This window comes from Rhizobium sp. F40D2 (assembly GCF_051810745.2).
In the GTDB taxonomy this organism is placed as follows: domain Bacteria; phylum Pseudomonadota; class Alphaproteobacteria; order Rhizobiales; family Rhizobiaceae; genus Rhizobium.
Window position 1 is genome coordinate 457225 of sequence record NZ_JBPWQX020000002.1, and the last position, 25351, is coordinate 482575.

The 25351-nt window shown below is 62.3% G+C and carries 13 protein-coding genes and 1 riboswitch; of the genes, 9 read left to right on the forward strand and 4 right to left on the reverse strand.

What is annotated here, in order from left to right; translation table 11 throughout:
* The first annotated feature begins 126 nt into the window (after window positions 1-126).
* From ACS4RS_RS26905 to ACS4RS_RS26945, 9 genes are all read left to right on the forward strand, one after another.
* The gene (locus tag ACS4RS_RS26905) at window positions 127-6705 is read left to right on the forward strand and encodes a DUF4082 domain-containing protein (protein WP_439013077.1); all 6579 of its coding nucleotides are present in this window, start codon (window positions 127-129) and stop codon (window positions 6703-6705) included.
* Window positions 6706-6802: 97 nt separating this feature from the next.
* Complete coding sequence (locus ACS4RS_RS26910; RefSeq protein WP_439013078.1) at window positions 6803-7987, forward strand: GTP-binding protein; 1185 nt, start codon at window positions 6803-6805, stop codon at window positions 7985-7987.
* Between the two features lie 211 nt (window positions 7988-8198).
* Window positions 8199-13532, forward strand: coding sequence for a DUF4082 domain-containing protein (locus ACS4RS_RS26915; protein WP_439013079.1), 5334 nt, complete (start codon window positions 8199-8201; stop codon window positions 13530-13532).
* A gap of 49 nt (window positions 13533-13581) precedes the next feature.
* Complete coding sequence (locus tag ACS4RS_RS26920) at window positions 13582-14814, forward strand: GTP-binding protein (protein WP_449314042.1); 1233 nt, start codon at window positions 13582-13584, stop codon at window positions 14812-14814.
* Window positions 14815-14879: 65 nt separating this feature from the next.
* Window positions 14880-15182, forward strand: a complete 303-nt coding sequence (locus ACS4RS_RS26925; RefSeq protein WP_003595516.1) for a hypothetical protein — start codon at window positions 14880-14882, stop codon at window positions 15180-15182.
* 43 nt (window positions 15183-15225) lie between these two features.
* Window positions 15226-17370, forward strand: a complete 2145-nt coding sequence (locus ACS4RS_RS26930; protein WP_439013080.1) for an ABC transporter transmembrane domain-containing protein — start codon at window positions 15226-15228, stop codon at window positions 17368-17370.
* Window positions 17367-18806 (forward strand): HlyD family type I secretion periplasmic adaptor subunit, encoded by a 1440-nt coding sequence (locus ACS4RS_RS26935; protein ID WP_439013081.1) that lies wholly within the window; start codon window positions 17367-17369, stop codon window positions 18804-18806. The genes ACS4RS_RS26930 and ACS4RS_RS26935 overlap by 4 nt, the downstream gene beginning before the upstream one ends.
* Before the next feature lie 461 nt (window positions 18807-19267).
* Window positions 19268-20032: a DUF6030 family protein gene (locus ACS4RS_RS26940; protein WP_439013280.1), complete on the forward strand. Its 765-nt coding sequence runs from the start codon at window positions 19268-19270 to the stop codon at window positions 20030-20032.
* A 192-nt stretch (window positions 20033-20224) separates the two neighbouring features.
* Window positions 20225-21121: a diguanylate cyclase gene (locus tag ACS4RS_RS26945; RefSeq protein ID WP_439013082.1), complete on the forward strand. Its 897-nt coding sequence runs from the start codon at window positions 20225-20227 to the stop codon at window positions 21119-21121.
* A gap of 130 nt (window positions 21122-21251) precedes the next feature.
* Here ACS4RS_RS26945 and ACS4RS_RS26950 read toward each other — a convergent pair whose 3' ends face one another.
* The 4 genes from ACS4RS_RS26950 to thiC are packed head-to-tail and all read right to left on the reverse strand — an operon-like array spanning window position 21252 to window position 25024.
* The gene (locus ACS4RS_RS26950; RefSeq protein ID WP_439013083.1) at window positions 21252-22025 is read right to left on the reverse strand and encodes a thiazole synthase; all 774 of its coding nucleotides are present in this window, start codon (window positions 22023-22025) and stop codon (window positions 21252-21254) included.
* 2 nt (window positions 22026-22027) lie between these two features.
* Complete coding sequence (thiS, locus tag ACS4RS_RS26955) at window positions 22028-22225, reverse strand: sulfur carrier protein ThiS (protein WP_003576860.1); 198 nt, start codon at window positions 22223-22225, stop codon at window positions 22028-22030.
* A gap of 20 nt (window positions 22226-22245) precedes the next feature.
* Window positions 22246-23196: a glycine oxidase ThiO gene (gene thiO, locus ACS4RS_RS26960; protein ID WP_439013084.1), complete on the reverse strand. Its 951-nt coding sequence runs from the start codon at window positions 23194-23196 to the stop codon at window positions 22246-22248.
* Window position 23197: 1 nt separating this feature from the next.
* Entirely contained in the window at window positions 23198-25024 is a 1827-nt protein-coding gene (thiC, locus tag ACS4RS_RS26965; RefSeq protein ID WP_449314043.1) for a phosphomethylpyrimidine synthase ThiC, read from the reverse strand.
* A gap of 93 nt (window positions 25025-25117) precedes the next feature.
* Window positions 25118-25248, reverse strand: a riboswitch (TPP riboswitch).
* Window positions 25249-25351 lie beyond the last annotated feature (103 nt).

A 25351-nucleotide genomic window follows, 5' to 3' on the forward strand; every position in this document is an offset into this window, starting at 1 on the left:
GAGCGAAGCGCTGATAGAGCCGCGTCCGTTGTGTCAGCTCATTCGCCGGATTTTGCCCCTTTCGAGGGGAACGCGAACGGAGTTGCATTCGGGGCGGCATCATCCCTTTATCGCACCTACGCTGGCATGAACCTCATAGGCGACGATCCTTTGGCGCCGTATCTGCCGCAAAGCCCTTCGCCCTCTCCGTCGGGGCACGATTCTGCCACCCTCGCCAGCGAGCGTGCGCACTCGGGCAAGGTCGTCATTCTCGAATCGACGCCGTCGGCGCAGTCGACCGTGCAGCATGCTGGTGCAAATGCACTGGCGGTGGGCATGCCCTTTGGTGTGTGCGGTTGCGGCTACTATACGTCCCCCACACGGATTCTCGATTACGCCCATGGCGGCGCCCTGCTTCAGCAAGATGGTCAGTTGCCGGGAACAAGACTGACCGATGGGCCGGACTATGCGGAGGCGATCAAGAAGGCCATCGGAGCCTCGGTCAGCGACCCGCTTCTCGATCGTAACCTGTCTCCTCTCTCGGGCTGGCGCGGAACCGCAACATGGACAGAATCAACGGCCCTGAGCGGATCGTTGCCCGGCGGCGGAGAGACCGGAAAGGGCACCACCACCAACGGTGTCGGCATCCTTTCCGGCTCGGTGACGACGACGCCTCAACCTTCTGCGCAGCGCTCGTTGACGACGCAAAATCTGGCGGCCGCTGCGGCGGCGGCCAGCAACGCGATCGTCCTGGAAAACCAGAAGCAGGGCAATCCGGAAAGCGAGTGGGGCATCGACGGTGCCGGCAGCTCCAACATCGAAGGGTTTGCGACCGATATCAGCGTCGACAACGGCAAGACGATCAGCTTCAAGATCAACACGAATTCCACCAACTACCGGATCGATATCTATCGACTCGGCTATTATGGCGGCATGGGCGCGCGCAAGGTCGCGACAATGCAGCATACCGGATTGCAGACCCAGCCCAATCCGTTGCGCAATGCCACGACCGGCACGGTCGATGCCGGCAACTGGGCGGTCTCGGCTTCGTGGACCGTACCTGATGATGCCGTCTCAGGCGTCTATATCGCCAAGCTCGTGCGCCAGGATGGCACCTCCGGCGAAAATCAGATCCCGTTCATCGTGCGCGACGATGACAGCCACAGCGACATCGTCTTCCAGACCGCAGACGAGACCTGGCAAGCTTACAACGGCTGGGGCGGCGCAAACTTCTATGGCGGCAACGGCCCGGCGACGGGTCAGGGCGCTGGTCGCGCCTATGCGGTCAGCTACAACAGGCCGATTGCGACCCGCGGCGGAGTCGGCACCTATGCCGGCCCGCAGGACTTTCTGTTCGGCGCCGAATATGCGGGCATCTACTGGCTGGAACAGAACGGTTATGACGTCTCCTATCTGTCGGGCGTCGACGTCGACCGCTATGGCAGTCTCCTGCTCAATCACAAGACCTATGTCGATGCCGGGCACGACGAATATTGGTCGGGACAGCAGAGGACCAATGTCGAAGCCGCGCGCGACGCGGGCGTCAACCTGATGTTCTGGAGCGGCAACGAGGTCTATTGGCGCACCCGCTGGGGCAATGCCTACAGCGCCGACGGAACGCCTTATCGGACCCTCATCTCCTACAAGGAGACATGGTCGCCCAGCGCCAGCATCGATCCTTCCAACGAATGGACGGGCACCTTCCGGGATCCGCGTCTCAGCCCACCTGCCATCGGCGGCGGAAACCCGGAAAACTCACTGACCGGCCAGTTGTTCAAGGTCGACGATGTCGGCAACAATCTCGCCGCGATCACGGTCGGATATGACGACGCGAACCTGCGCTTCTGGCGCAATACGAGCGTCGCCAATCTTCAGCCTGGCCAGACGGCAACGCTCACCAAGAACTATCTCGGTTACGAATGGGACGAAGCGGTCGACAACGGCTTCGATCCAGCCGGCCTCGTGAAGCTGTCGTCGACGACGCTGCCGGTCAGCACCTACTTGCTCGATTACGGAAACACGACCGGCAATGCGACCGCGACCCACAATCTGACGCTCTATCGTGCGCCGAGCGGTGCACTGGTGTTCGGCGCCGGCACCGTCTACTGGACATGGGGCCTGAGTGACAATCACGACAATCAGGCGACCCCGACCGATCCCCGCGTTCAACAGGCGATGGTCAATCTGCTTGCCGACATGGGGATTCAGCCAGGAACGCTGCAATCCGGGCTCGTCGCGGCAACGGCTTCGTCGGATCATTCCGCACCGACCTCGGTGATCACGGTGCCCGCCACGGCGGCTGTTGGATCCACCGTGACGATTACCGGCACCGCTACCGATTCGGGAGGAGGGGTCATCGCCGCGGTGGAGGTTTCGACCGACAACGGGGCGAGCTGGCATCCGGCAACGGGCGATGAGAACTGGACTTACACCTGGTCGCCGCAGACAGCGGGGACCTACACCATCCGGTCACGCGCAGTCGACGATAACGTCAACCTGGAAACACCCTCGGCGGGTCGGACGGTCACCGTCAGCGGGCCGAGTTACACCTCTCTCTTCGGTTCGGCGACACCAGCGGTCGTCAACACCAACGACACCTCGGCCGTTGAACTCGGCGTCAAATTCCAGACCTCCTTGGCAGGTACGGTCACCGGCATACGTTTCTACAAGGGCGACCTCGATACGGGAACGCACACCGGTTCATTATGGTCGAGCACCGGCACGCGGCTTGCGACCCTCACCTTCACGAACGAGACAGCCAGTGGCTGGCAGACCGCCTACTTCACCAGTCCGGTTTCGCTGACGGTCGGGCAAACCTACACTGCATCTTACCATACGAATAGCGGTCACTATTCGACGACCACCGGCTACTTCACCTCAAATGTGACCAGCGGTCCACTCACGGCGCCAGCCAGCGGCAACGGCGTCTACCGCTATGGCAGCAGCAGCCTATTCCCCACGAGCACTTTCCAGTCGACGAATTATTGGGTCGATGTGATGTTTACCACGCCGAGCTCGAACACGACGCCGACGGCGGTTGCCGATGCGGGCGATGCGACGGAGAAGGGCGGGGTGGCCAATGGTTCGGGCGGCGTGGTCGCCAGCGGCAACGTGCTGACCAACGATACCGATCCGGATGCCGGCGACACCAAGACGGTGACGGCAATCAAGTTCGGCGCGACGTCAGGCACGCTCGGCTCGGCGCTCGCCGGCACCTATGGCAGTCTCGTGCTCAATGCATCGGGCGCTTATAGTTATGCGGTCAACGAGACCAATGCCGCCGTCCAGGCGCTACGCCTGTCGACCAACACGCTGAGCGAAGTCTTCAGCTACACGATGCGCGACACCGCCGGCGCCACCGCCACGGCCAATCTCACCGTCACCATCCATGGCGCCAACGATGCGCCGGTGCTCGCTGTCCAGACGGCCGCCCAGAATGCCACCGTCGGCACGGCCTTCTCCTTCGTCGTTCCGACGACGACATTCACCGATGTCGACAGCGGCGAGACGCTGGCCTATTCGGCAACGGCTGCCGATGGCACGGCATTGCCGTCTTGGCTCTCCTTCAATGCCTCGACCCGGACCTTCTCCGGCACGCCGACGGCAGGCGGCACTTATGGCGTCAAGGTCACGGCGACAGATCTTGGCGGCCTTGCCGCCAACGAAAGCTTCAACATCGCCGTGTCGACGCCTGGCAATACGCCGCCGACGGCGGTTGCCGATACGGGGAATGCGACCGAGAAGGGCGGGGTGGCCAATGGTTCGGGCGGCGTGGTTGCCAGCGGCAATGTGCTGACCAACGACACCGATCCAGATTCCGGTGACACCAAGACCGTCACGGCAGTGGTCTTTGGTGCGACATCAGGCACGCTCGGCTCAGCACTCGCCGGCACCTATGGCAGTCTCGTGCTTAATGCATCGGGTGCCTATACCTATGCGATCAACGAGAGTAATGCCGCCGTGCAGGCGTTGCGCCTGTCCACCAACACGCTGAACGATGTCTTCAGCTATACGATGCGCGATAGCGCCGGGGCCACCGCCACGGCAAACCTGACCGTCACCATCCATGGCGCCAATGATGCGCCGGTGCTGGCGGTCCAGACGGCCGCTCAGAATGCCACCGTCGGCTCCGCCTTCTCCTTCGTGCTGCCGACGACGACCTTCACCGATGTCGACAGCGGCGAGACGCTGACCTATTCGGCAACGGCCGCCGATGGCACGGCGCTGCCCGCCTGGTTGAGCTTCAATGCCACGACGCGGACCTTCTCCGGTACGCCGACGACGGCTGGCACCTACGGCGTCAAGGTCACGGCGACGGATCTTGGCGGCCTTGCCGCCAACGAAACCTTCAACATCGCCGCCTCGACGGCGGCCGTGACCTACAGCCTGTTCAACGCCTCCAGCACACCGACCCAGACCAATCTCAACGATGGTCAGCAGCTCGAACTGGGCGTCAAGTTCCAATCGAACGTTGCCGGCGACGTTACCGGCATCAAGTTCTATCGCAGCGCCAACGACAACGGCCAAAACGTTGTCGACCTGTGGACCACGACGGGCACCAAGCTCGCCACCGCCACCTTCGCCGGCACCACCGGCAGCGGCTGGCAGACGGTCAACTTCTCAACCCCGGTCACGATTACTGCCAACACGACCTACGTTGCCTCCTATCACACCACCGGTGCCTACGTCGCGACCGACAATTTCTTTACGGCGGCCGTCACAAACGGCCCGTTGACGGCGGCGGCCAGCGGCAACGGCGTATACACCTATGGCGGCTCCGCTACCGCTGGCATTTTCCCGAATGCCACCTACAACGCCGCCAATTACTATGCCGATGTGGTCTTCCGGCCGGCATCGACAACGCCGAACACGACGCCGACGGCGGTTGCCGATGCGGGCGATGCGACCGAGAAGGGCGGGGTGGCCAATGGTTCGGGCGGCGTGGTCGCCAGCGGCAACGTGCTGACCAACGATACCGATCCGGATGCCGGCGACACCAAGACGGTCACCGCAATCAAGTTCGGCGCGACGTCGGGCACGCTCGGCACGGCACTCGCCGGCACCTATGGCAGTCTCGTGCTCAATGCATCGGGCGCCTATAGCTATGCGATCAATGAGACCAATGCCGCCGTCCAGGCGCTACGCCTGTCCACCAACACGCTGAGCGAAGTCTTCAGCTATACGATGCGCGACACCGCCGGCGCCACCGCCACGGCCAATCTCACCGTCACCATCCATGGCGCCAATGATGCGCCGGTGCTCGCTGTCCAGACGGCCGCCCAGAATGCCACCGTCGGCACGGCCTTCTCCTTCGTCGTTCCGACGACGACCTTCACCGATGTCGACAGCGGCGAGACGCTGGCCTATTCGGCAACGGCTGCCGATGGCACGGCATTGCCGTCTTGGCTCTCCTTCAATGCCTCGACCCGGACCTTCTCCGGCACGCCGACGGCAGGCGGCACTTATGGCGTCAAGGTCACGGCGACAGATCTTGGCGGCCTTGCCGCCAACGAAAGCTTCAACATCGCCGTGTCGACGCCTGGCAATACGCCGCCGACGGCGGTTGCCGATACGGGGAATGCGACCGAGAAGGGCGGGGTGGCCAATGGTTCGGGCGGCGTGGTTGCCAGCGGCAATGTGCTGACCAACGACACCGATCCAGATTCCGGTGACACCAAGACCGTCACGGCAGTGGTCTTTGGTGCGACATCAGGCACGCTCGGCTCAGCACTCGCCGGCACCTATGGCAGTCTCGTGCTTAATGCATCGGGTGCCTATACCTATGCGATCAACGAGAGTAATGCCGCCGTGCAGGCGTTGCGCCTGTCCACCAACACGCTGAACGATGTCTTCAGCTATACGATGCGCGATAGCGCCGGGGCCACCGCCACGGCAAACCTGACCGTCACCATCCATGGCGCCAATGATGCGCCGGTGCTGGCGGTCCAGACGGCCGCTCAGAATGCCACCGTCGGCTCCGCCTTCTCCTTCGTGCTGCCGACGACGACCTTCACCGATGTCGACAGCGGCGAGACGCTGACCTATTCGGCAACGGCCGCCGATGGCACGGCGCTGCCCGCCTGGTTGAGCTTCAATGCCACGACGCGGACCTTCTCCGGTACGCCGACGACGGCTGGCACCTACGGCGTCAAGGTCACGGCGACGGACCTTGGCGGCCTTGCCGCCAACGAGAACTTCAATATCGCCGCCTCGACGGCGGCAACGACCTACAGTCTGTTCAACGCCTCCAGCACACCGACCCAGACCAATCTCAACGATGGTCAGCAGCTCGAACTGGGCGTCAAGTTCCAGTCGAATGTTGCCGGTGACGTTACCGGCATCAAGTTCTACCGTAGCGCCAACGACAACGGCCAGAACGTCGTCGACCTGTGGACCACGACGGGCACCAAGCTCGCCACCGCCACCTTCACCAACACCACCGCCAGCGGCTGGCAGACGGTCAACTTCTCAACCCCGGTCACCATCGCCGCCAATACCAACTATATCGCGTCTTATCACACCACCGGAGGCTATGTGGCAACTGACGCCTTCTTCGCCAGTGCCGTCACCAACGGTCCGTTGACGGCGCAATCGAGCGCGGTCGCCGGTGGCAACGGTGTCTATGCGTATGGCGGATCCGCCACCACAGGTCTCTTCCCGACCAACACCTACGATTCATCGAATTACTATGCCGACGTGGTCTTCCGGCCGCAGCTCGCCGGATGAAGCAAAGGTTATGGACCAGTTTTCGAATGAGGCTGATAAGACGCAAATGCTGGTCGCAGCGAGGGGCGCTCCGACCGAGCGCCCTCAAGGAATGCCGATGAAAAGGATCGAGCGGCTGCCGGTAACCGTGCTGGCCGGCTTCCTCGGCGCCGGCAAGACGACGCTCCTCAGCCACGTCCTGAATAACCGTGAGGGCCTGCGGGTCGCCGTTATCGTCAATGATATGAGCGAGGTGAACATAGACGCCAGTCTCATTCGAGACGGCGGCTGCAACCTGTCGCATACGACGGAGACATTGATCGAGCTCAGCAACGGCTGCATATGCTGCACCCTGCGCAACGACCTCCTGACGGAAGTACGACGGCTGGCCGAAGAGCAGCGATACGACTATCTGTTGATCGAAGGCACCGGCATTGCCGAGCCACGCCCCATTGCGGCAACCTTTTCCTTCCGCGACGAGAACGGCGTCTCGCTCGCCGATTTTGCCAGGCTCGATACAATGGTCACCGTGGTCGACGCGGCAAACCTGTTGGCCGACTACAGCAGTGCCGATCTGCTCGCCGACCGCGGCCTGCAGCGCGACGGTGAGGACCGGCGCACACTTATCGACCTTCTGGTGGATCAGATCGAGTTTGCCGATGTCGTCGTGATCAACAAGATCTCAGACGCGACCGAAGAGGTTCGCGCCGAGGTGAGCAAGATCGTGACGTCTCTCAACCCGGATGCGCTCCAGCTGGAGACGGATTTCGGCAAGATTTCTCTTTCAACCGTCCTCGATACAGGCCTCTTCGACGAAGCAAAGGCAGCTGCGCATCCCCTGTGGCACAAGGAATTGTACAGCCCGGATGAGCATGTTCCGGAAACGGAGGAATACGGGGTTTCGAGCTTTGTCTATCGCACCAGGCGTCCCTTCGATCCTACGCGGTTTCGGGCATTCCTGGACGAGCCCTGGCCGGGGGTGCTGCGCGCCAAGGGCCATTTCTGGCTTGCCACGCGCCCGCGTCATGTGGGGCTGATGTCGGCTGCCGGGATCCAGCGGCGCTGCGAACCCATGGGACTTTGGTGGGCAGCCGTGCCCCGACAGGACTGGCCGAGCCATCAGCAGTTTCGTCAGCATCTCGAGAGCCGGTGGGACAGCGCTTGGGGCGACCGTCGGCAGGAACTAGTATTTATCGGCGTTGATATGGACGAGACGGGTGTGCGGACCGCGCTGGACGGGTGCCTCGCCAGCGCCGATCCGCGCGACTGGGCTAGCCTCGAAGATCCGTTTCCGGCCTGGTAACACGCGGCGCAGGACGACTTTCGAGTTGAGCGGCTAGGCCAGCCGGACCAGCGCAGAATTCCTTTTCCCAGCGTCAGCCACTTGCCAGGAGCCGTCGGCAACTTTGGGGCCTTGTCGGCCGGTATGCTGTGAGGGTCATCACATTGGAGTAGGGGCTACCTCCCACATACCCCGGATTGCTGTCGTACATTCCCTTCGCAAAGGTGCCAGAATGAACGTCTTGCTACAGCGGTCGAAGGGCCGGCCGATGCGGAAGGGGACGCCGCTGATGCGGAGAATTCATGTCAGTAATCGTGAGTACCTGTGTACATTTGGTGGAGCGTTGAGTGTCCTTCGTGCATCCTCTGCCTGGAGCGCAGTCCTGGCCTCCGCGACGGTCGTATCGTCGAGGAGTACTGACGGCGCCCCGAGCTTTGCCAATCAGGGCAGCGCAACCGTCCAATCCTCCTTCACCGGCACGGTCACATCGTCCCTGATATCATCCGGCGACATGCAATCGTCCCCGGCATCGTCGACGGCGATGCCGGCCCCTGCTGCCGATGGCGGCACGCAGGACACGTCCACGAAGACGGCGTCGGCTGCAACGGTCTTTCAGACGCCGTCCTCGCCATCTAAGCGCACGGTGCTTGGCCCGGATCCGGCCGAGGAGGCGGCGACGCTGCCTGCCGCCCCCGCGCTTACGGGTGTTACCAGTGATGCCGATACCGGCAGCGCAACGGCGCCGGTCAGTTCTCCCACCAGTGTCGGCACGGCTTCGTTGCGCCTTCAGGCCTCGGTAGCATCCATTTCAGTGGAGCCGAGCCAGGACGTTTCTGCCGAGACGACCGCGGCCCCGACAGCACTGGCCGCGCCGGTGGGGGCTGCAGCGGCCGCGGCGACGCCCAACAAGATCGCGCTCGAGAACCTGAAGCAGGGCAACCCGATCAGCGAGTGGGGTCTGGAGGGCGACGGCGGCGGCACCATCCAGGGCTTCGCCACCGAAATCAGCACGAATATCGGCCAGACCGTCGATTTCAAGATCGCTACGGATTCCACCCACTACCGCATCGACATCTACCGCATGGGCTATTATGGCGGCGACGGCGCGCGCAAGGTCGACTCGATCGAGCAGCAGCTGACCACGGCGCAGATCCAGCCGCATCCGATCGTCGACATGTCGCTCGGCCTTATCGATTGCGGCAACTGGTCTGCTTCTGCCAGCTGGCAGATTCCGACGGACGCGGTTTCCGGCGTCTACTTCGCCAAGCTGGTGCGCGAGGATGGCACCGAGGATGCAAGTATCATCCCCTTCGTCGTGCGCGACGATGCCTCAACCAGCGATATCGTCTTCCAGACGTCGGACACAACCTGGCAGGCCTATAATGCCTGGGGCGGCGCCAGCCTCTACTACGGCGAAGTGCCAGTCGATCCGGCCGCCATGATTGGCTACTTGCCGCCGAACTGCAGCTGCGGCCTACAGGCGATCGGTCGCGCCTCGGCCGTCAGCTATAACCGCCCGATCATCACTAATACGAGCCCGATCGGCGGCTCGCACGATTACGTCTTCGGCGTCGAATCCTCCGCCATCTCGTGGCTGGAGCAGAACGGGTACGACGTTTCCTATATATCCGGCGTCGATGCGGCGCGCAGCGGCACACTGCTGCTCAACCACGATGCCTATCTCTCCGTCGGGCATGACGAATACTGGTCTGCCGAACAGCGCGCCAATGTCGAGGCCGCCCGCGATGCCGGCGTCAACCTCGCTTTCTGGAGCGGCAACGAGTGCTACTGGAAGGTTCGCTGGGAAAGCAGCATCGACGGCAGTGGCCAGGCCTATCGCACCATGGTTTGCTACAAGGAGACCTGGGGCACGAGCACCGATCCGAGCAATGTCGGCACCGGCACCTGGCGCGATCCGCGTTATGCCGATGCCGGTCAAGAGCCGGAAAATTCGCTGACCGGCACGATGTTCCAGGTGGACAGCTACCGCCAGGATACGATCTCCATCCCCTACGACTATTCCAACCTGCGCTTCTGGCGCAACACCGATGTCGCCGAGCTGCAGGAGGGCGATACCTACAATCTGGTGCAGAACCTGCTCGGCTATGAATGGGATTCGGATGTCGAGAACGGCTTCCGGCCGGATGGGCTGATCAACCTCTCGCTCTCCTCCATCGCTGTGAGCACCTATCTGCGCGATTACGGCACGACGGTCGGCGATGGGGTGGCGACCCATAGCCTGACCATGTACCGGGCGGAAAGCGGCGCGCTGGTTTTCGGCGCCGGCACCGTCTTCTGGTCCTGGGGCCTGAGTGACAACCACCAAGGCCCGGCCACGTCGACCGATAGCAACGTCCAGCAGGCGATGGTCAACATGTTCGCGGACATGGGCATCCAGCCGACCACGCTGGATGCGAGCCTGATCCTGGCGACCCAATCGACCGACACGCTGAAACCCACCTCGTCGGTCACTTCGCCAATCGTCGGTGCAAGTTTCCTCGAAGGCCAGCATGTGACGATCACCGGTACGGCGCAGGATTTCGGCGGCGGCATCATTGCCGGCGTTGAAGTCTCGACCGATGGCGGCCAGCACTGGTTCAAGGCCACCGGCCGCGAGAGCTGGAGCTATAACTGGGTCGTCCAGGCAAGCGGCACTTATAAGATCCTGTCGCGCGCTGTTGACGACAGTGTCAACATGGAGACGCCATCGGCTGGCAAGCAGGTCACCGTCACCCTGCCGGGCACGCAGGGCCTCTGGACTTTGGCGGACAAGCCCGCTGTCGAAACGGCGATCGATCGCGATTCCGTCGAGCTCGGCCTGCGCTTCCAGGCGACGACGGCCGGCTCCGTTCAGGGCATCCGCTTCTACAAGGGCTTCTACAATATCGGCGACCATGCCGTCAGCCTCTGGAGCGCCGACGGGACGCTGCTGGCAACGGGTGTCTCGGTCGGCGAATCACTCTCCGGCTGGCAGACGGTGATGTTCTCCTCGCCAATTCAGATTGCCGCCGGCACGACCTATGTGGCCTCCTATCACACGAATGGGTACTATTCCGCGACCGGGAATTATTTTGGCAGCACCTATGCCAGCGGAGCGCTGAAGGCCGTCGATGGCGGCGGCGTCTTCGCCTACGGCGAGAACGCCGGCACATTCCCCGGCCAGAGCCCCGGCACCGGCACCAACTATTGGGTCGACGTGGTCTTTGATGCCGGGCCCAACAGCGCGCCGGTTGCGATCGATGATGCCGGGCTGACCATCACCCGCAACGACAGCGTTGTCATATCGATCGCCTCGCTCATCGGTAACGACACGGATCCCAATGGCGACGCGATGACGATTTCGGCTGTCGGGAATGCCGTCAACGGCACGGTGGCGCTCAATAGCCAGAACGGCACCGTCATCTTCACGCCGACCAACAATTATTCGGGCCCTGCAAGCTTCACCTACACGCTGTCGGACGGGCGCGGCGGCACGGATCAGGGCAGCGTCAGCCTCACCGTGAACCCGGGTCCCACCGGGGAAACACTGTTTACTTCAACCGAAGGGCCGACGGGCGCAAGCTTCAACGAAGGTCAGTCGCTGGAACTCGGGATGAGGTTCGTCGCTTCGTCCAGCGGCATGATTTCCGGCATTCGCTACTACAAGGTGGTCGGCGATACCGGCGCCCATACCGGCTCTCTCTGGTCGGCCGACGGCACGTTGGTCGCGACCGTGACCTTCGCCGACAGCGGATCGGTGAGCGGCTGGCAGACCGCGACATTCACCAACCCGGTGCATATCGCGGCCGGCACGACTTATGTCGCCTCCTACCACACGACAGGCTCCTATGTGGCGACATCGGACTATTTTACCTCAGCCCACACCAACGGCGCGCTGACGGCGCTTGCCGGCAGCAATGGCGTCTTTGCCGAGGGCACCGGTTTCCCGACCTCCAGCTACCAGTCGTCGAACTACTGGGTGGATGTCGTCTACAACCAGACAAGCAACGCGCTGCCGGTCGCCGCCAATGACAATGGCTACACGACCTATTCCAGCACCGCGCTGTCGATTGCCGCAGCGAGCCTGCTTGCAAACGACACCGATGCCGATGGCGACCCGCTCAGCATCACCGGCGTCAATGGTGCGGTCAACGGAACTGTCACCTTCAACAGCCAGACAAAGTCCGTCACTTTCACACCGACGGCCGGTTATACGGGTGCGGCAGGCTTCTCCTATTCGATCTCGGACGGGTTCGGCGGAACGGCATCCGCAACGGTCAGCCTCAATGTGGCTACGCCACCCGCGGGCGGCCCGACGTCAAGTCTGTTCACCGGCGCAGATACGTCGGGGGTTGCCGCCGCCAATGACCCCAACTCGGTCGAACTCGGCGTCAAGTTCATCGCGTCCGCCAGCGGTCAGATCACCGGGCTCACCTATTACAGGAGCACCCAGGATACCGGCGCGCATGTCGGCTCGCTCTGGACGGCGGGCGGCCAACTTCTGGCCCAGGCGACCTTCATCAACGAGACGGCGAGCGGCTGGCAGACGGTTTCCTTCACCCAGCCGATCAATGTTGCCGCCGGCGCCACTTATGTGGCGAGCTACCATTCGAACGGCTTTTATTCGGCAACGGCGAACTACTTTACGACGGACCACACAAACGGTGCGCTGACGGCGCCATCGAGTACGACGAGCGGCGGCAACGGCCTTTATGCCTATGGCTCGGGCAGCCTGTTCCCGACTGCTTCCTACAATGCGAGCAATTACTGGGTCGACGTGCTTTATCAGCAGGGCACACAGAATGCGGTCCCGGTCGCGGCCAATGACAGCGGCTTTACGACCAATACCGGCACGCCGATCACCATCCAGGCCTCGGCGCTGCTCTCAAACGACAGCGATGGCGATGGCGATCCGCTCACGATCACTGGCGTCAGCGGTGCGGTCAACGGCTCGGTCGCCTACGATGCCCAGGCCCAGACGGTGACCTTCACGCCGACTGCAGGCTATTCGGGGTCGGCAAGCTTCAGCTACACGATCTCGGACGGCAAGGGCGGCACGGCCTCAGCTCAGGTGGCGCTTACCATCAGCAACGGGGCCGCCGGTCCGGAGCAGAATCTCTTTGCCGCCAACGCGACGCCTTCGGTCGTCTCGGTCAACGACAACCAGCAGGTCAATCTCGGCATGAAATTCCAGGCCGACACGTCAGGCTGGATCACCTCCATCCGCTTCTACAAGGGCGCCGACAATACCGGCCCGCACAATGGCTATCTGTGGACGGCATCCGGCACTCTGCTCGGCAGCGTCACCTTCAACAACGAGACGGCGAGCGGCTGGCAGACCGCGCAGCTTAGCCAGCAGATCGCCATCCAGGCAGATACGACCTATGTCGTCTCCTACTCGACCAACGGCAATTATTCCGCGACCGGAAATTACTTTGCCAGCGACGTGACGAATGGCGATCTCAAGGCGCTTGGCGGCAGCAACGGCGTCTATGCTTACGGGGCGAGCGGGTTGTTCCCGACGGCCAGCTATAACAGCACGAACTACTATGTGGATGTGGCCTTCAAACCACAGCTTGCGGCGTAAAGCCCGCGAGGATGTAAGGCCAGGCATGCTGTAAAGAGTGAGAGTTTCGATGATGGGTGCAGACAACAGATTGCCAGTAACGGTTCTCGCCGGGTTTCTCGGCGCCGGCAAGACGACTGTCCTCAATCATGTCCTGAGCAATCGGGAGGGCCGCCGGGTTGCTGTCATCGTCAACGATATGAGCGAGGTCAACATCGATGCCGAGCTCGTACGCGAGGGGGGAGCAGATCTTTCGCGCACCGACGAGACGCTGGTAGAGCTCACCAACGGCTGCATCTGTTGCACCCTGCGCGACGATCTCCTGAGCGAAGTGCGCCGGCTCGCAGCCGCCGGCCGTTTCGACTATCTGCTGATCGAGGGCACCGGCATTGCCGAACCGCTGCCGGTCGCAGCCACCTTCTCCTTCCGCGACGAGAACGGGGCGGCCCTCTGCGACGTGGCGCGTCTCGACACGATGGTCTGCGTCGTCGATGCGGTCAATCTTCTCACCGACTATCAGAGCGCCGAGTTCCTTGCCGATCGCGGCGAAAGGCGTGACGGTCATGATGACCGCAAGCTCGTGGAACTGCTCGTAGAGCAGATCGAATTTTCCGATGTCGTCATCATCAACAAGGCAGGCGACGTGCCGTGCGTCGACCTTGCTGAGGTTCGCCGGGTCGTCGCGGCGCTCAATCCGGGTGCTCAGGTCGTCGAGGCGGTTTTCGGCCAGGTGCCGCTTGGCGCGATCCTGGATACCGGCCTCTTCAGCGAGGCGAAGGCCGCCCGCCATCCGCTCTGGCACAAGGAACTCTTCGGCTGGGGCGATCATGTGCCGGAGACCGAGGAATACGGCATAAGAAGCTTCGTCTATCGCAACCGCCGGCCCTTCCATCCACTGAGGCTCAAGGAATTCCTCGACCGGAAATGGGCGGGCCTCATCCGCGCAAAGGGCCATTTCTGGCTGGCGACGAGGCCGGATGAGATCGGTCTTCTGTCGATTGCCGGCACCCAGTGCCGCATCGAGACCAGGGGCTACTGGTGGGCCTCGGTGCCGCGGGTACAATGGCCGCGCTTTCCGCAGTTCCGCCAGCTCATCGACCGGCATTGGGACGATGTCTGGGGAGACCGCCGCCAGGAGCTCGTCTTCATCGGTTCCGGCTTCGACGAGGAAGCGATCCGCGCCGCTCTCGGTTATTGCCTGATCGGAGAGGAGACGGGTTTCGATCCGCAGACCGCCGTCGGCATTCGCGACCCGTTTCCAGCCTGGCAGCACGGACATATCCCTTTACATTCAAATGGTTAGAGTGTTCTGAGGAACGTGAAGCGCCTTAAGTGAAGACGTATTGATTATCAACGGAGGAGAGAACAATGAGCAACGAACTTTACGCAGACGGCATCGGCGAAATCACCATTACGGGAACGATCGTGCGCATCGACCTGATGTCGCTTTCGGCAACCGATCGTGACGACAACAACAACCCGAAGCCGGTCTTCCGCCAGCGCATCATCATGCCTGTCGATGCTTTCGCCAATGCGGTCGATCTGATGCAGAAGGCGCTCGGCGGGTTGGTCGAGGCGGGTGCGGTTCGTCGTATCGGCGATATGTCAGCGGCGGCGGCGGCCGATATCCAGCAGGCCGGCGCGTCGAACGCTTCGCCGAACTTCAACTGACAAAACGAATATTGACTCGGTCTCGTATTGTTTCGGGTGGGCCATGACTGGTTTTCTGCATACCAACCTGCACTGTCTGGCGCTCGTCGCGCGTCATCATGGCGTCGATCTTGCGCCTGAAAGATTGCAGCATGATTATGCCGTCGGCAACGATCCCGTTGCCGTGCGGCAGCTGTTGCGCATGGCCAAGGATGCCGGCCTCAGGGCCCGGCATCTGACGCTCGACTGGCGATCGCTGTTTCAACTCGGCGAGGCGTTTCCAGCGCTGGCGGAACTGACGAACGGCAACTGGGTGGTCATCGCCGGCGCTGTCGGGAGCGGCGAGGACGAGAGAATTCGCGTTCTCGATCCGCTCGCGTCACGCGCCGAAGTGATGATGCTCAGCGAAGAGCAATTCGCCAAGGCCTGGCTCGGATCGGTCGTTCTTCTGAAACGCAATTATCGCATGTCCGATGAGGACCGGCCGTTCGGCTTCCGCTGGTTCGTCCCCGAAATCATCAAGCAGCGCAGCTTCTTCCGCGATGTCGCGCTCGCAGCCTTCGTGCTTTACGGCCTTGGACTGACGACGCCGATCTTCTTTCAGCTCGTCATCGACAAGGTGCTCGTGCATCAAAGCTATGCGACGCTGACGGTTCTGACGGCGGGCATTGCGATCGCACTCATCTTCGATGCGACATTCACCTTCCTGCGGCGCTATCTGCTGCTCTACGCGACGAACCGGATCGATATCCGCGTCGCGACACGCACCTTCGGCCATCTGCTGAACCTGCCGATCGCGCTCTTCGAGCAGGCTTCGGCCGGCGTTCTCGTCAAGCATATGCAGCAGACGGGGCGCATCCGCGAGTTCCTCACCGGGCGGCTGTTCCTCACACTTCTGGACGGAGTTTCACTGCTGGTCTTCGTGCCGATCCTGCTTCTCTACAGCGTCAAGCTGACGCTGGTTGTGCTGGGTTTTGCAGCGCTTGTCGGGCTGGTGGTGATGATGCTCGTCGGGCCGTTCCAGCGCCGCCTGCAGGCGCTTTACCAGGCGGAAGGCGACCGTCAGGCCTTGCTGGTGGAAACCGTGCACGGCATGCGCACCGTCAAGTCGCTGGCGCTTGAGCCGCGCCAGCGCAAGGTGTGGGACGACTATTCGGCGCAATCGATTTCCGTGCGGTTCCGGGTCGACAAGATCTCGACCATTGCTCAGGCGATGACCGGACTGCTGGAGAAGCTGATGAGTGTCGCGATCATCGGCCTCGGCGCGCTCGACGTCTTCAGCGGCGCGATGACCATCGGCGCGCTTGTCGCCTTCAACATGCTCGCCGGCCGGGTCTCCGGACCGCTCGTCCAGATCGTCACCATGGCGCATGAATATCAGGAAGTGGCGCTCTCCGTGCGCATGCTCGGCGAGATCATGAACCAGCGGCCGGAGCAGGCAGGCCGCGGGCGTGGCGTGCGGCCGCATCTGCAGGGACGCATCGAATTCGACAGGGTCTCCTTCCGCTACGCCCCGGACAGCGCGCCGGCGCTCGACAATGTCTCCTTCGCCGTCCCGGCGGGCTGCGTCTTCGGCGTGGTCGGCAAGAGCGGCTCGGGCAAAACGACGATCACAAGGCTCATCCAGGGGCTCTATCAGAGCCAGGAAGGGCTGGTGCGCATGGACGGCTATGACAGCCGCGAGATCGACCTGGTGCACTTAAGAACCAGCATCGGCGTCGTGCTGCAGGACAATTTCCTGTTTCGCGGCTCGGTCCGCGAGAATATCGCCGCCGCCAAGCCCGATGCCAGTATCGAGGAGATCATGGAGGTCGCCCGTATCGCCGGCGCCGAGGAGTTCATCGAGCGCCTGCCGCGCGGCTTCGACACGATGCTGGAGGAAAATGGCTCCAACCTGTCGGGCGGCCAGAAACAGCGATTGGCCATCGCTCGCGCGCTGATCACCGATCCGAAGCTGTTGATTTTCGACGAGGCGACGAGCGCGCTCGACCCCGACAGCGAGGCGATCATCCGCGAGAATCTGAGCCGCATCGCTGCCGGCCGCACCGTCATCATCGTCTCGCACCGGCTTTCGACGCTCGTCGATGCCGATGCCATTCTCGTCGTCGACCGTGGCAAGGTCGCCGATATCGGCCGGCACGATCAGCTTGTATCGCGCTGCATGACCTATCGCCACCTGTGGGCCCAACAAATGAGGCAGGTCGCATGAACGCGCACGCCAGAAAACCCAGTGAAAACCTGCCGGTCCCTTCAGACAAGGGCGCCTCGGACAAGGCTGCTGATAAGGGAAGGGCACTGACCGCCCGCCCGCCGCTGCCACCGGCAATTGCCGAATTCCAGTCCGATGCTGTCGAGCTCGAGGAACGCGCCCCGCCGCGGGTGGCGCGCATGACGCTCTACTGCGTAACGGCGCTGCTTGCCGCAGCGATCACCTGGGCCTCGGTCTCCTCGATCGATGAGGTGGTGATTGCGCCAGGCAAGCTCGTCACCACACAGCCAACCATCGTCGTCCAGCCGCTCGAAACATCGATCATCCGCACGATCGAGGTGAAGGCCGGCGAGGTCGTGCATGCCGGTCAGACGCTCGCGACCCTCGACGCCACGTTCAGCCAGGCCGATGTCGACCAGCAGCAGGCGAAATTCTCCGCACTCGACGCCCAGGTCAGGCGCATCGAGGCTGAGCTTGCCGGCGACGACTATACGAAGATGGCGGGAGACACGCCCGACCAGATGCTGCAGGCGCAGCTCTTCGGCCAGCGGCGGGCCTTCTACGTGGCGCAGCTGCAGAATTTCGATCAGCAGATCGCCGGCCAATCGGCCGCTCTTCTGGCGAGCAAGAACCAGGAGGCGGTGCTCAATGACAGGCGTGATGGGCTCTCGCAGATCGAAGCAGCGCGGGAGAGGCTCTATGACAACCAGAGCGGTTCGCTGATCACGCTGCTCGGCTCCCGCGACGCCCGCCTCGACGTCGAATCCGATCTGACTGCCGTCCGCGGCCGGGCCGACGAGGCCGCCCACTCCTTTGCCAAGCTCCGAGCCGACCGCCAAGCCTTTATCGAGGACTTCCGCCGCGCCGCAATGGAGCAACTGGTGGAACTGCGCGGCCAGCGCGACATGGCCGACGAGGAACTGAAAAAGATGAAGCTGCGCCGCAACATGGTGGCGCTGACCGCACCCGCCGACGCCGTCGTGCTGGATCTCGCCCAGCGCTCCATCGGGTCTGTGGTGCGCGAAGCCGAACCGATCGTCACCTTGGTGCCGATCAACGTGCCGCTCGAAGCCGAAGTTTCGATCAACACCCGCGACATCGGCCGGGTGGCCGTCGGCAAAGAGGCGCGTATCAAGCTCGATGCTTATCCCTTCCAGAAATACGGCACGGCCTCCGGCAACGTTCGCACCATCAGCGAGGACACGTTCCTGACCGGCCAGCAGGATCAAACCACCACCCCCAGCCAGTCGGCTGCTCCCTTCTTCAAGGCCCGCGTCCTGCTCGCCGATACCAGGCTGAATGCGTCGGACGTGCCGGTGCGGTTGCTTCCAGGCATGACCGTGTCCACGGAGATCAAGGTCGGCAAGCGCACGGTGATCTCCTATTTCCTGTATCCGTTGCTGCGGGGGCTGGATAACGCAATACGCGAACCCTAGGCGGATCGGTCTGCCGCGAACGCGATACCGGGCCCAGGAAGATCAATAGGCAGAGCAGTTGTCGCGAAGCTGTCTGATGTGATTGTCCTGAGGCCACCATTGCGTTCGTCCCATCAATTTAGGGGGAGAACGCCGTCCGGCAGGCTTGCTGCTTGACGCTCCACACAGGCGACCTCACACTCAAAATGTCGAAGCTGAGTCGGACAGACTGTACCGTTTTGCACATACGTCGCTCACCTCTGAAGGAGCCGTCAGCAAGGGGCATTGGATGACGCGCCGACCGACAGCGGCTGGTCGCAAACGGGATCGAGGTTGATTGGATTCAAACTCGCATCCGCTCCGTTTTTGCTCGTGAGGTCGCCGTGGATAAAACGTTATCAGCAGTCGACCCTCCTCCCGACATTCCCAATCGGCGCTGGAACTCCCGATTGCGGAGCCGCAGCCGCTGGCTGCTTTGGTCGATGCTTTTGATATCCGGTTTGCTTTTTGCAGGCATGGTTGTCTTTTACAGTGAACTCCACCACCTCGACGATCCGGTCGGGCTCTCTGACGTCCGATCAGCGCCCATAGCCGTCCGCCCCGATATGGCGGCTCCGACTCCTCTTCCGCCGATGTCTATACCGCTGCCGCTCATCGAGGTCCCGAAGCCGGAATGGGCAAGTCAGTTTCTGCGGACATGGCGCGTTTCGGGCCCGAATATGTGCGGTGCTCTTCGAGAGGCCGGCATCGAGATGAGCGACTGGAAAGCCGCATCGATGCGCAATCGCAGTTATGAATGTTATTTTCAGCGCATCTATGAACGGGACGAGGTGCGTCCCCTCAGTTCCACCTTCGTCAAGGTTCGTGGAAATGAAATGGGCGATGTTGTCGATATCCGCGCCAAGATCATTGGGCCGGCGACAGATGCGAAGGGGCATCTCGCCCCGGCCGTCCTGCGCATTTTCGAGATCATTGTGAAGCAGTCGTGCTGGCGCGATTTCGAGGATACTCTTGCGTCGATCCAAAACCTTCGAAATGTCGAATACGAACGATTCGGCTCCTTTCTCAGCTTCACGCGCGAAGCCGGCAGCGGAAACAACTTTAATTTTGTCCTTGGTCTGAAGGCGACGTCAGATTCGCAGATAAGGACGAAGACGTATTTTTCCACAGAGCGCTGGCTAGCCACAACAAATCCGCGCCTCATGGACAGCTTGGGCACGTCTATATCCGCCAGTTGCGCTCAGTGACGGCGGGGCGATATCTGCAACATGCACTTGGAGCCAGCGCTTATCGGGATAGCTCTGGTGCTCGGCCGGTATTCAGGGGCCGCATAAATTTTACCAGGGGGAGATAACCGACTGAGGGGCCTTTGTCTCACGGGTCTTTTCACGTAGAAATGGCGCGATATCTATGGTTGTGGTAACCAGACGGGATCCGATATGGACGAGATCGCTGAACAGCTTATGCAGCTCTCTGCGAACACCTCGACGCTCATGGCGGTCTATGACTCTAGCGACCGGCTGCGCTACGCCAACCTGGCGTTCCGTTCGGCGTATTTCATCGAACCGGACGAGACCCCGCTTTGGCCGGATCTCATGAGACGCAATTTCGAACGCGGCCAGGGCACCGTCATTCACGCAAAAAATTTCGACGAGTGGCTGCGATCGACGCAGTCCCGCCGGGGGAAAATCGGCTATCGGGCGTTCGAAACCGATCTGATGGACGGCCGCTGGCTCTGGATGACCGAGGCTGTGCAGAAAAACGGCTGGATGCTGTGTGTTGCGAGCGATATCACCACCCTGCGTGCCGAGGAAAGAAGTGTCCGGCAGGACCGCGACTTTGCCGTTAAAGCTTCGCAGACCGATGAGCTGACCGGGGTTGCAAACAGGAGGTTCGTCATGGCGCGGATAGAGGACATGCTTGTTGCCGCCAAAGACGGTAGTGAGGGATGCCTTGCCGTGCTCGACATCGACAACTTCAAGCACATCAACGACAGGCTCGGCCATCACGCCGGTGATCTGGTACTGAAGGACTTTGCGCAACGAATCCACCAGCATGTCCGGCGCAGCGACTGTTTCGGGCGCGTCGGAGGAGAAGAGTTTGTTTTGGCGATGCCGGGCACGGCTTTGGAGGACGCCGTCGGGATCATCGAAAACATGTTGACGATGATCCGGTTTTCCCGCCCGCTGACGGAATCCCCCGATTTTGCCTACACCTGTTCCGCAGGCGTTGCAGCCTCTCTCAAGGAGGACACTGCGGCTGAACTCTATAGACGCGCCGATCAAGCACTATACGCTGCCAAACTTGGCGGCCGCGATCGGGTCCGCGCTGCTTGAAATGTCGCTGCATCCAGGCACACCGGTTGCCACGTGCGGCGGTCGATCTGGCCCGAAATCCGTTCGAAGGATATCGCAGACCCAACCGATGAGCGTTGGCTGCGCGAAGATGAAGCAGAAACCGTCGACTTCATGCAAACACCGCCGTTCCAATCACGGGCGTCGAAGGCACGGCCATATCGCGCGGCTCCAGCATGCCGGCACCGAATGCCTGCCGGCCGGCATCGATTGCCTTGGCAAAGGCTTCTGCCATTGCGGCGGGGTCGCCGGCGCCGGCAACAGCGGTGTTCAGCAGCACTGCATCGAAACCGAGCTCCATGACGATCGTCGCATGCGAAGGCCGGCCGATACCGGCATCGACGATCAGCGGCACCTCGGGTAAATACGCCCGCATCGCTCGAAGGGCTGAAAGATTTTGGGGTCCCGCCGCAGATCCGATCGGCGCGCACCAGGGCATCAGCACCTGGCATCCGGCGTCGATGAGACGCTCGGCAACGACGAGATCGTCCGTCGTATAAGGAAAGACCCGAAAGCCTTCGCCAGTCAGGATGCGGGCCGCCTCCACGAGCGCGAAGACATCCGGCTGCAGCGTGTCGTGATTGCCGATCACCTCCAGCTTGATCCAATCGGTGCGAAACACTTCGCGGGCCATCTTCGCCGTCAGCACCGCCTCGGACACGCCATGACAGCCGGCCGTGTTGGGAAGAACGTGAACGCCGAGCGCACGGATCATGTCGAAGAAAGCGCCGCCGTTACGCCCGCCGGCCATTTCGCGGCGCAGCGACACGGTGACGATCTCGGTTTTGGAGCGCGTGATGGCTTCGGTCAGGATCGCCGGCGAGGGGTAACGCGCAGTGCCGAGAAGAAGGCGTGAGCCGATCTGGCTTCCGTAGAGATCAAGCATGCTCAGCCTCCCTGCATCGGGGTCAGGATTTCGATCCTGTCATTGTCGTTCAGCATGTGCTCGTCGCGATCCTCGCGATGAACCAGTTCGCCGTTAACGGCGGTCGCCAGCCAGTCGCCTTCGTAATCGAGTGCGGCCAGAAGCTGCGAAAGCGTGGTGGCGGCGATTGTCTGGGCTTCGCCATTGATGATCAGCTGCATTGGGTGTTCCTCTGCTTCAGCTATTTGGAGAAAATGAGTTCGGCTGCCTCCGCCGCCATGGTCGGCGCCAGCAGAAAGCCGTGGCGATAGAGGCCGTTGAAAAGGACGACCTTTCCCTCCCGCACGACGCGCGGAAGATTGTCGGGCAGGGCAGGGCGGATGCCGGCACCGGTTTCGACGACGGCGGCGTCGGCAAAGGCCGGATGCAGCGCATAGGCCGTGTTCAGCAGCTCCATCAGCGAACGTGCGGTGATCGGGCCGTCGGAATCGGTCTCGATCATCGTCGCGCCGATCATGAAAAACCCGTTGCCGCGGGGGACGACATAGACGGGAAAGCGCGGATGCAGCAGGCGAACGGGCCGGGTGAGGGTGACCTCATCGGTATGGAGATAAAGCATTTCGCCCCGCACGCCGCGCAGATCGCGCTCTTGCCCGATGCGGGCAGCGCCGGTGCAGTCGACGATATGGGAGAAATTGTCTTCACTCGGATCCGTGTCGGTAAAGACGACGCCGTTTGCCGACAGTTGCTCTTTCAATCCGCGCAACGCCTGACGCGGATCCATGTGCGCTTCGCGTGGGAAGAACAGGCCGTGCCTGAAACGGGCGGCGAGCATGGGCTCGAGGGCGGCGATATCGTTCTCTTCCACCCATTGATAACCGGTCGTCCGGCTGGCAAACCGCTTCAACTCGCCATGGTCGCGCGTCAAGGCAACGACGAGCGTGCCGTTGCGGACGACGCTGCCCGGCAGGATCGCTTCCCAGCGGTCGGCGGCATCGAGACCGCGCGTCAGCACGGCCTGATCGGCGCTTTCCCGCTCGCACCAGGGCGCCAGCATGCCGCCGGCGAGCCAAGACGCGGCATGAGCGAAGTTGGGATGCGGGTCGAAGACCGTGACATCGGCACCGCGGGCACGCAGCTCGCGGGCGACGGTGAGGCCGGCGACGCCGGCCCCTTTGACGAGGACATGCATTTCATTTCGTCCCGTTGGCGTGGGTATCGATCGGCATATAGAGATCGCCGCCCTCACGATATTTCGCCGCCATCGCGTCCAACCCTTCCTTTTGCGCTTCGGCGCGGATGTCGTGCGATATGCGCATCGAGCAGAATTTCGGGCCGCACATCGAGCAGAAATGCGCCACCTTGTGCGCTTCCTTCGGCAGGGTCTCGTCATGGAAGCTGCGGGCGGTGTCGGGATCGAGCGACAGGTTGAACTGGTCTTCCCAACGGAATTCGAAGCGCGCCCGCGACAGGGCGTCGTCGCGCAGGCGGGCGGCCGGGTGCCCCTTGGCAAGGTCGGCTGCGTGGGCAGCGATCTTGTAGGTGATGACGCCGGTCTTGACGTCGTTGCGATCGGGCAGGCCAAGATGCTCTTTCGGGGTGACGTAGCAGAGCATGGCCGTGCCGAACCAGCCGATCATCGCCGCGCCGATGCCGGAGGTGATATGGTCGTAGCCGGGGGCGATATCGGTGGTCAGCGGCCCCAGCGTGTAGAAGGGCGCCTCGCCGCAGACGGCGAGCTGCTTGTCCATGTTTTCCTTGATCTTGTGCATCGGCACATGGCCCGGCCCCTCGATCATCACCTGGCAATCCCTGGCCCAGGCGATCTTCGTCAACTCGCCCAGCGTTTCGAGTTCGGCAAACTGCGCCGCGTCGTTGGCATCGGCGATCGAGCCGGGGCGAAGGCCGTCGCCGAGCGAGAAGGAGACGTCATAGGCCCGGCAGATATCGCAGATCTCCTCGAAATGCTCGTAGAGGAAGCTCTCGCGGTGATGATGCAGACACCACTTGGCCATGATCGAACCGCCGCGCGAGACGATGCCGGTGACGCGATTGACGGTGAGTGGGATGTAATGCAGGCGAACGCCGGCATGGATGGTGAAATAGTCGACGCCCTGTTCGGCTTGCTCGATCAGCGTATCGCGATAGATCTCCCAGGTGAGGTCCTCGGCGACGCCGCCGACCTTCTCGAGTGCCTGATAAAGCGGCACCGTGCCGATCGCCAGCGGCGAATTGCGGATGATCCATTCGCGGATATTGTGGATGTTGCGGCCGGTCGACAGATCCATGACCGTATCGGCGCCCCAGCGGGCAGCCCAGACCATCTTCTCGACTTCCTCTGCCATCGATGAGGTGACGGCGGAGTTGCCGATATTGGCATTGATCTTCACCAGAAAATTCCGGCCGATGATCATCGGCTCGTTTTCGGGATGGTTGATATTGGCCGGGATGATCGCCCGGCCGGCGGCGACTTCCCGGCGGACGAATTCCGGCGTCACGTGATCGGGAATATCGGCGCCGAAGCTCTCGCCGTCGCGCACCAGCACTTCTGCCTTGGCCTTGCGGCCGAGATTTTCGCGAATAGCGATGAACTCCATCTCCGGCGTGATGATGCCGGCCCGTGCATAGGCAAGCTGGGTGACGGCTTTGCCGTCCTTGGCACGCAGCGGCCGGCGCCGCCCCGGAAATTCCGGTGTCAGCCGGTCGCCGCCGACAAAGCCGTTGTCCTCGGGGCGGACATGGCGGCGGTCATAGGCTTCGACGTCGCCGCGGGCCAGCACCCAGTCGCGGCGCATTGGGGACAGACCCTGCTCGATGCGGATCTCCGCACCTTCGATCGTGTAAGGACCGGAGGAATCATAGACGACGACAGGCGGTTCGCCCGCGGTCGGATGGACGCTGATTTCGCGCATCGGCACGCGGATATCGCCATGGATATCTCCGGGAATATGGATCTTTCGCGATGCCGGCAGCGGGCCGGTGGTGACGGTCGGGGTGAGGTTCTTTGCGGCAATGGTCATGGTTTGAGGCTCCAAGTTGTAAATTGGAGACCCAGTCAATCAGCCGGAATGATGGAAAGACGCCGGCACGGATTCCACGCGTGAATCCGCAGCCTTCGAGCGCTCGCACCGTCCCTACGCCAGTATGAACTGGATCAGGTTCAACGGGTCACTGCGCCACAACAGGCTAAGCCTTATTGTCCAGCAGTATCTCAGCCCCTTGCGGGACCCCCCTGGTGAATGCCGATAGTCGTAAAGCGCGGCTGCTGGTTGTGTCAAGCTTACAGCTTTGTCGTTTCCATAGATCGTCCGGCTCGGAGCCTGTTGCGTTACCGATCGAACTGCGGC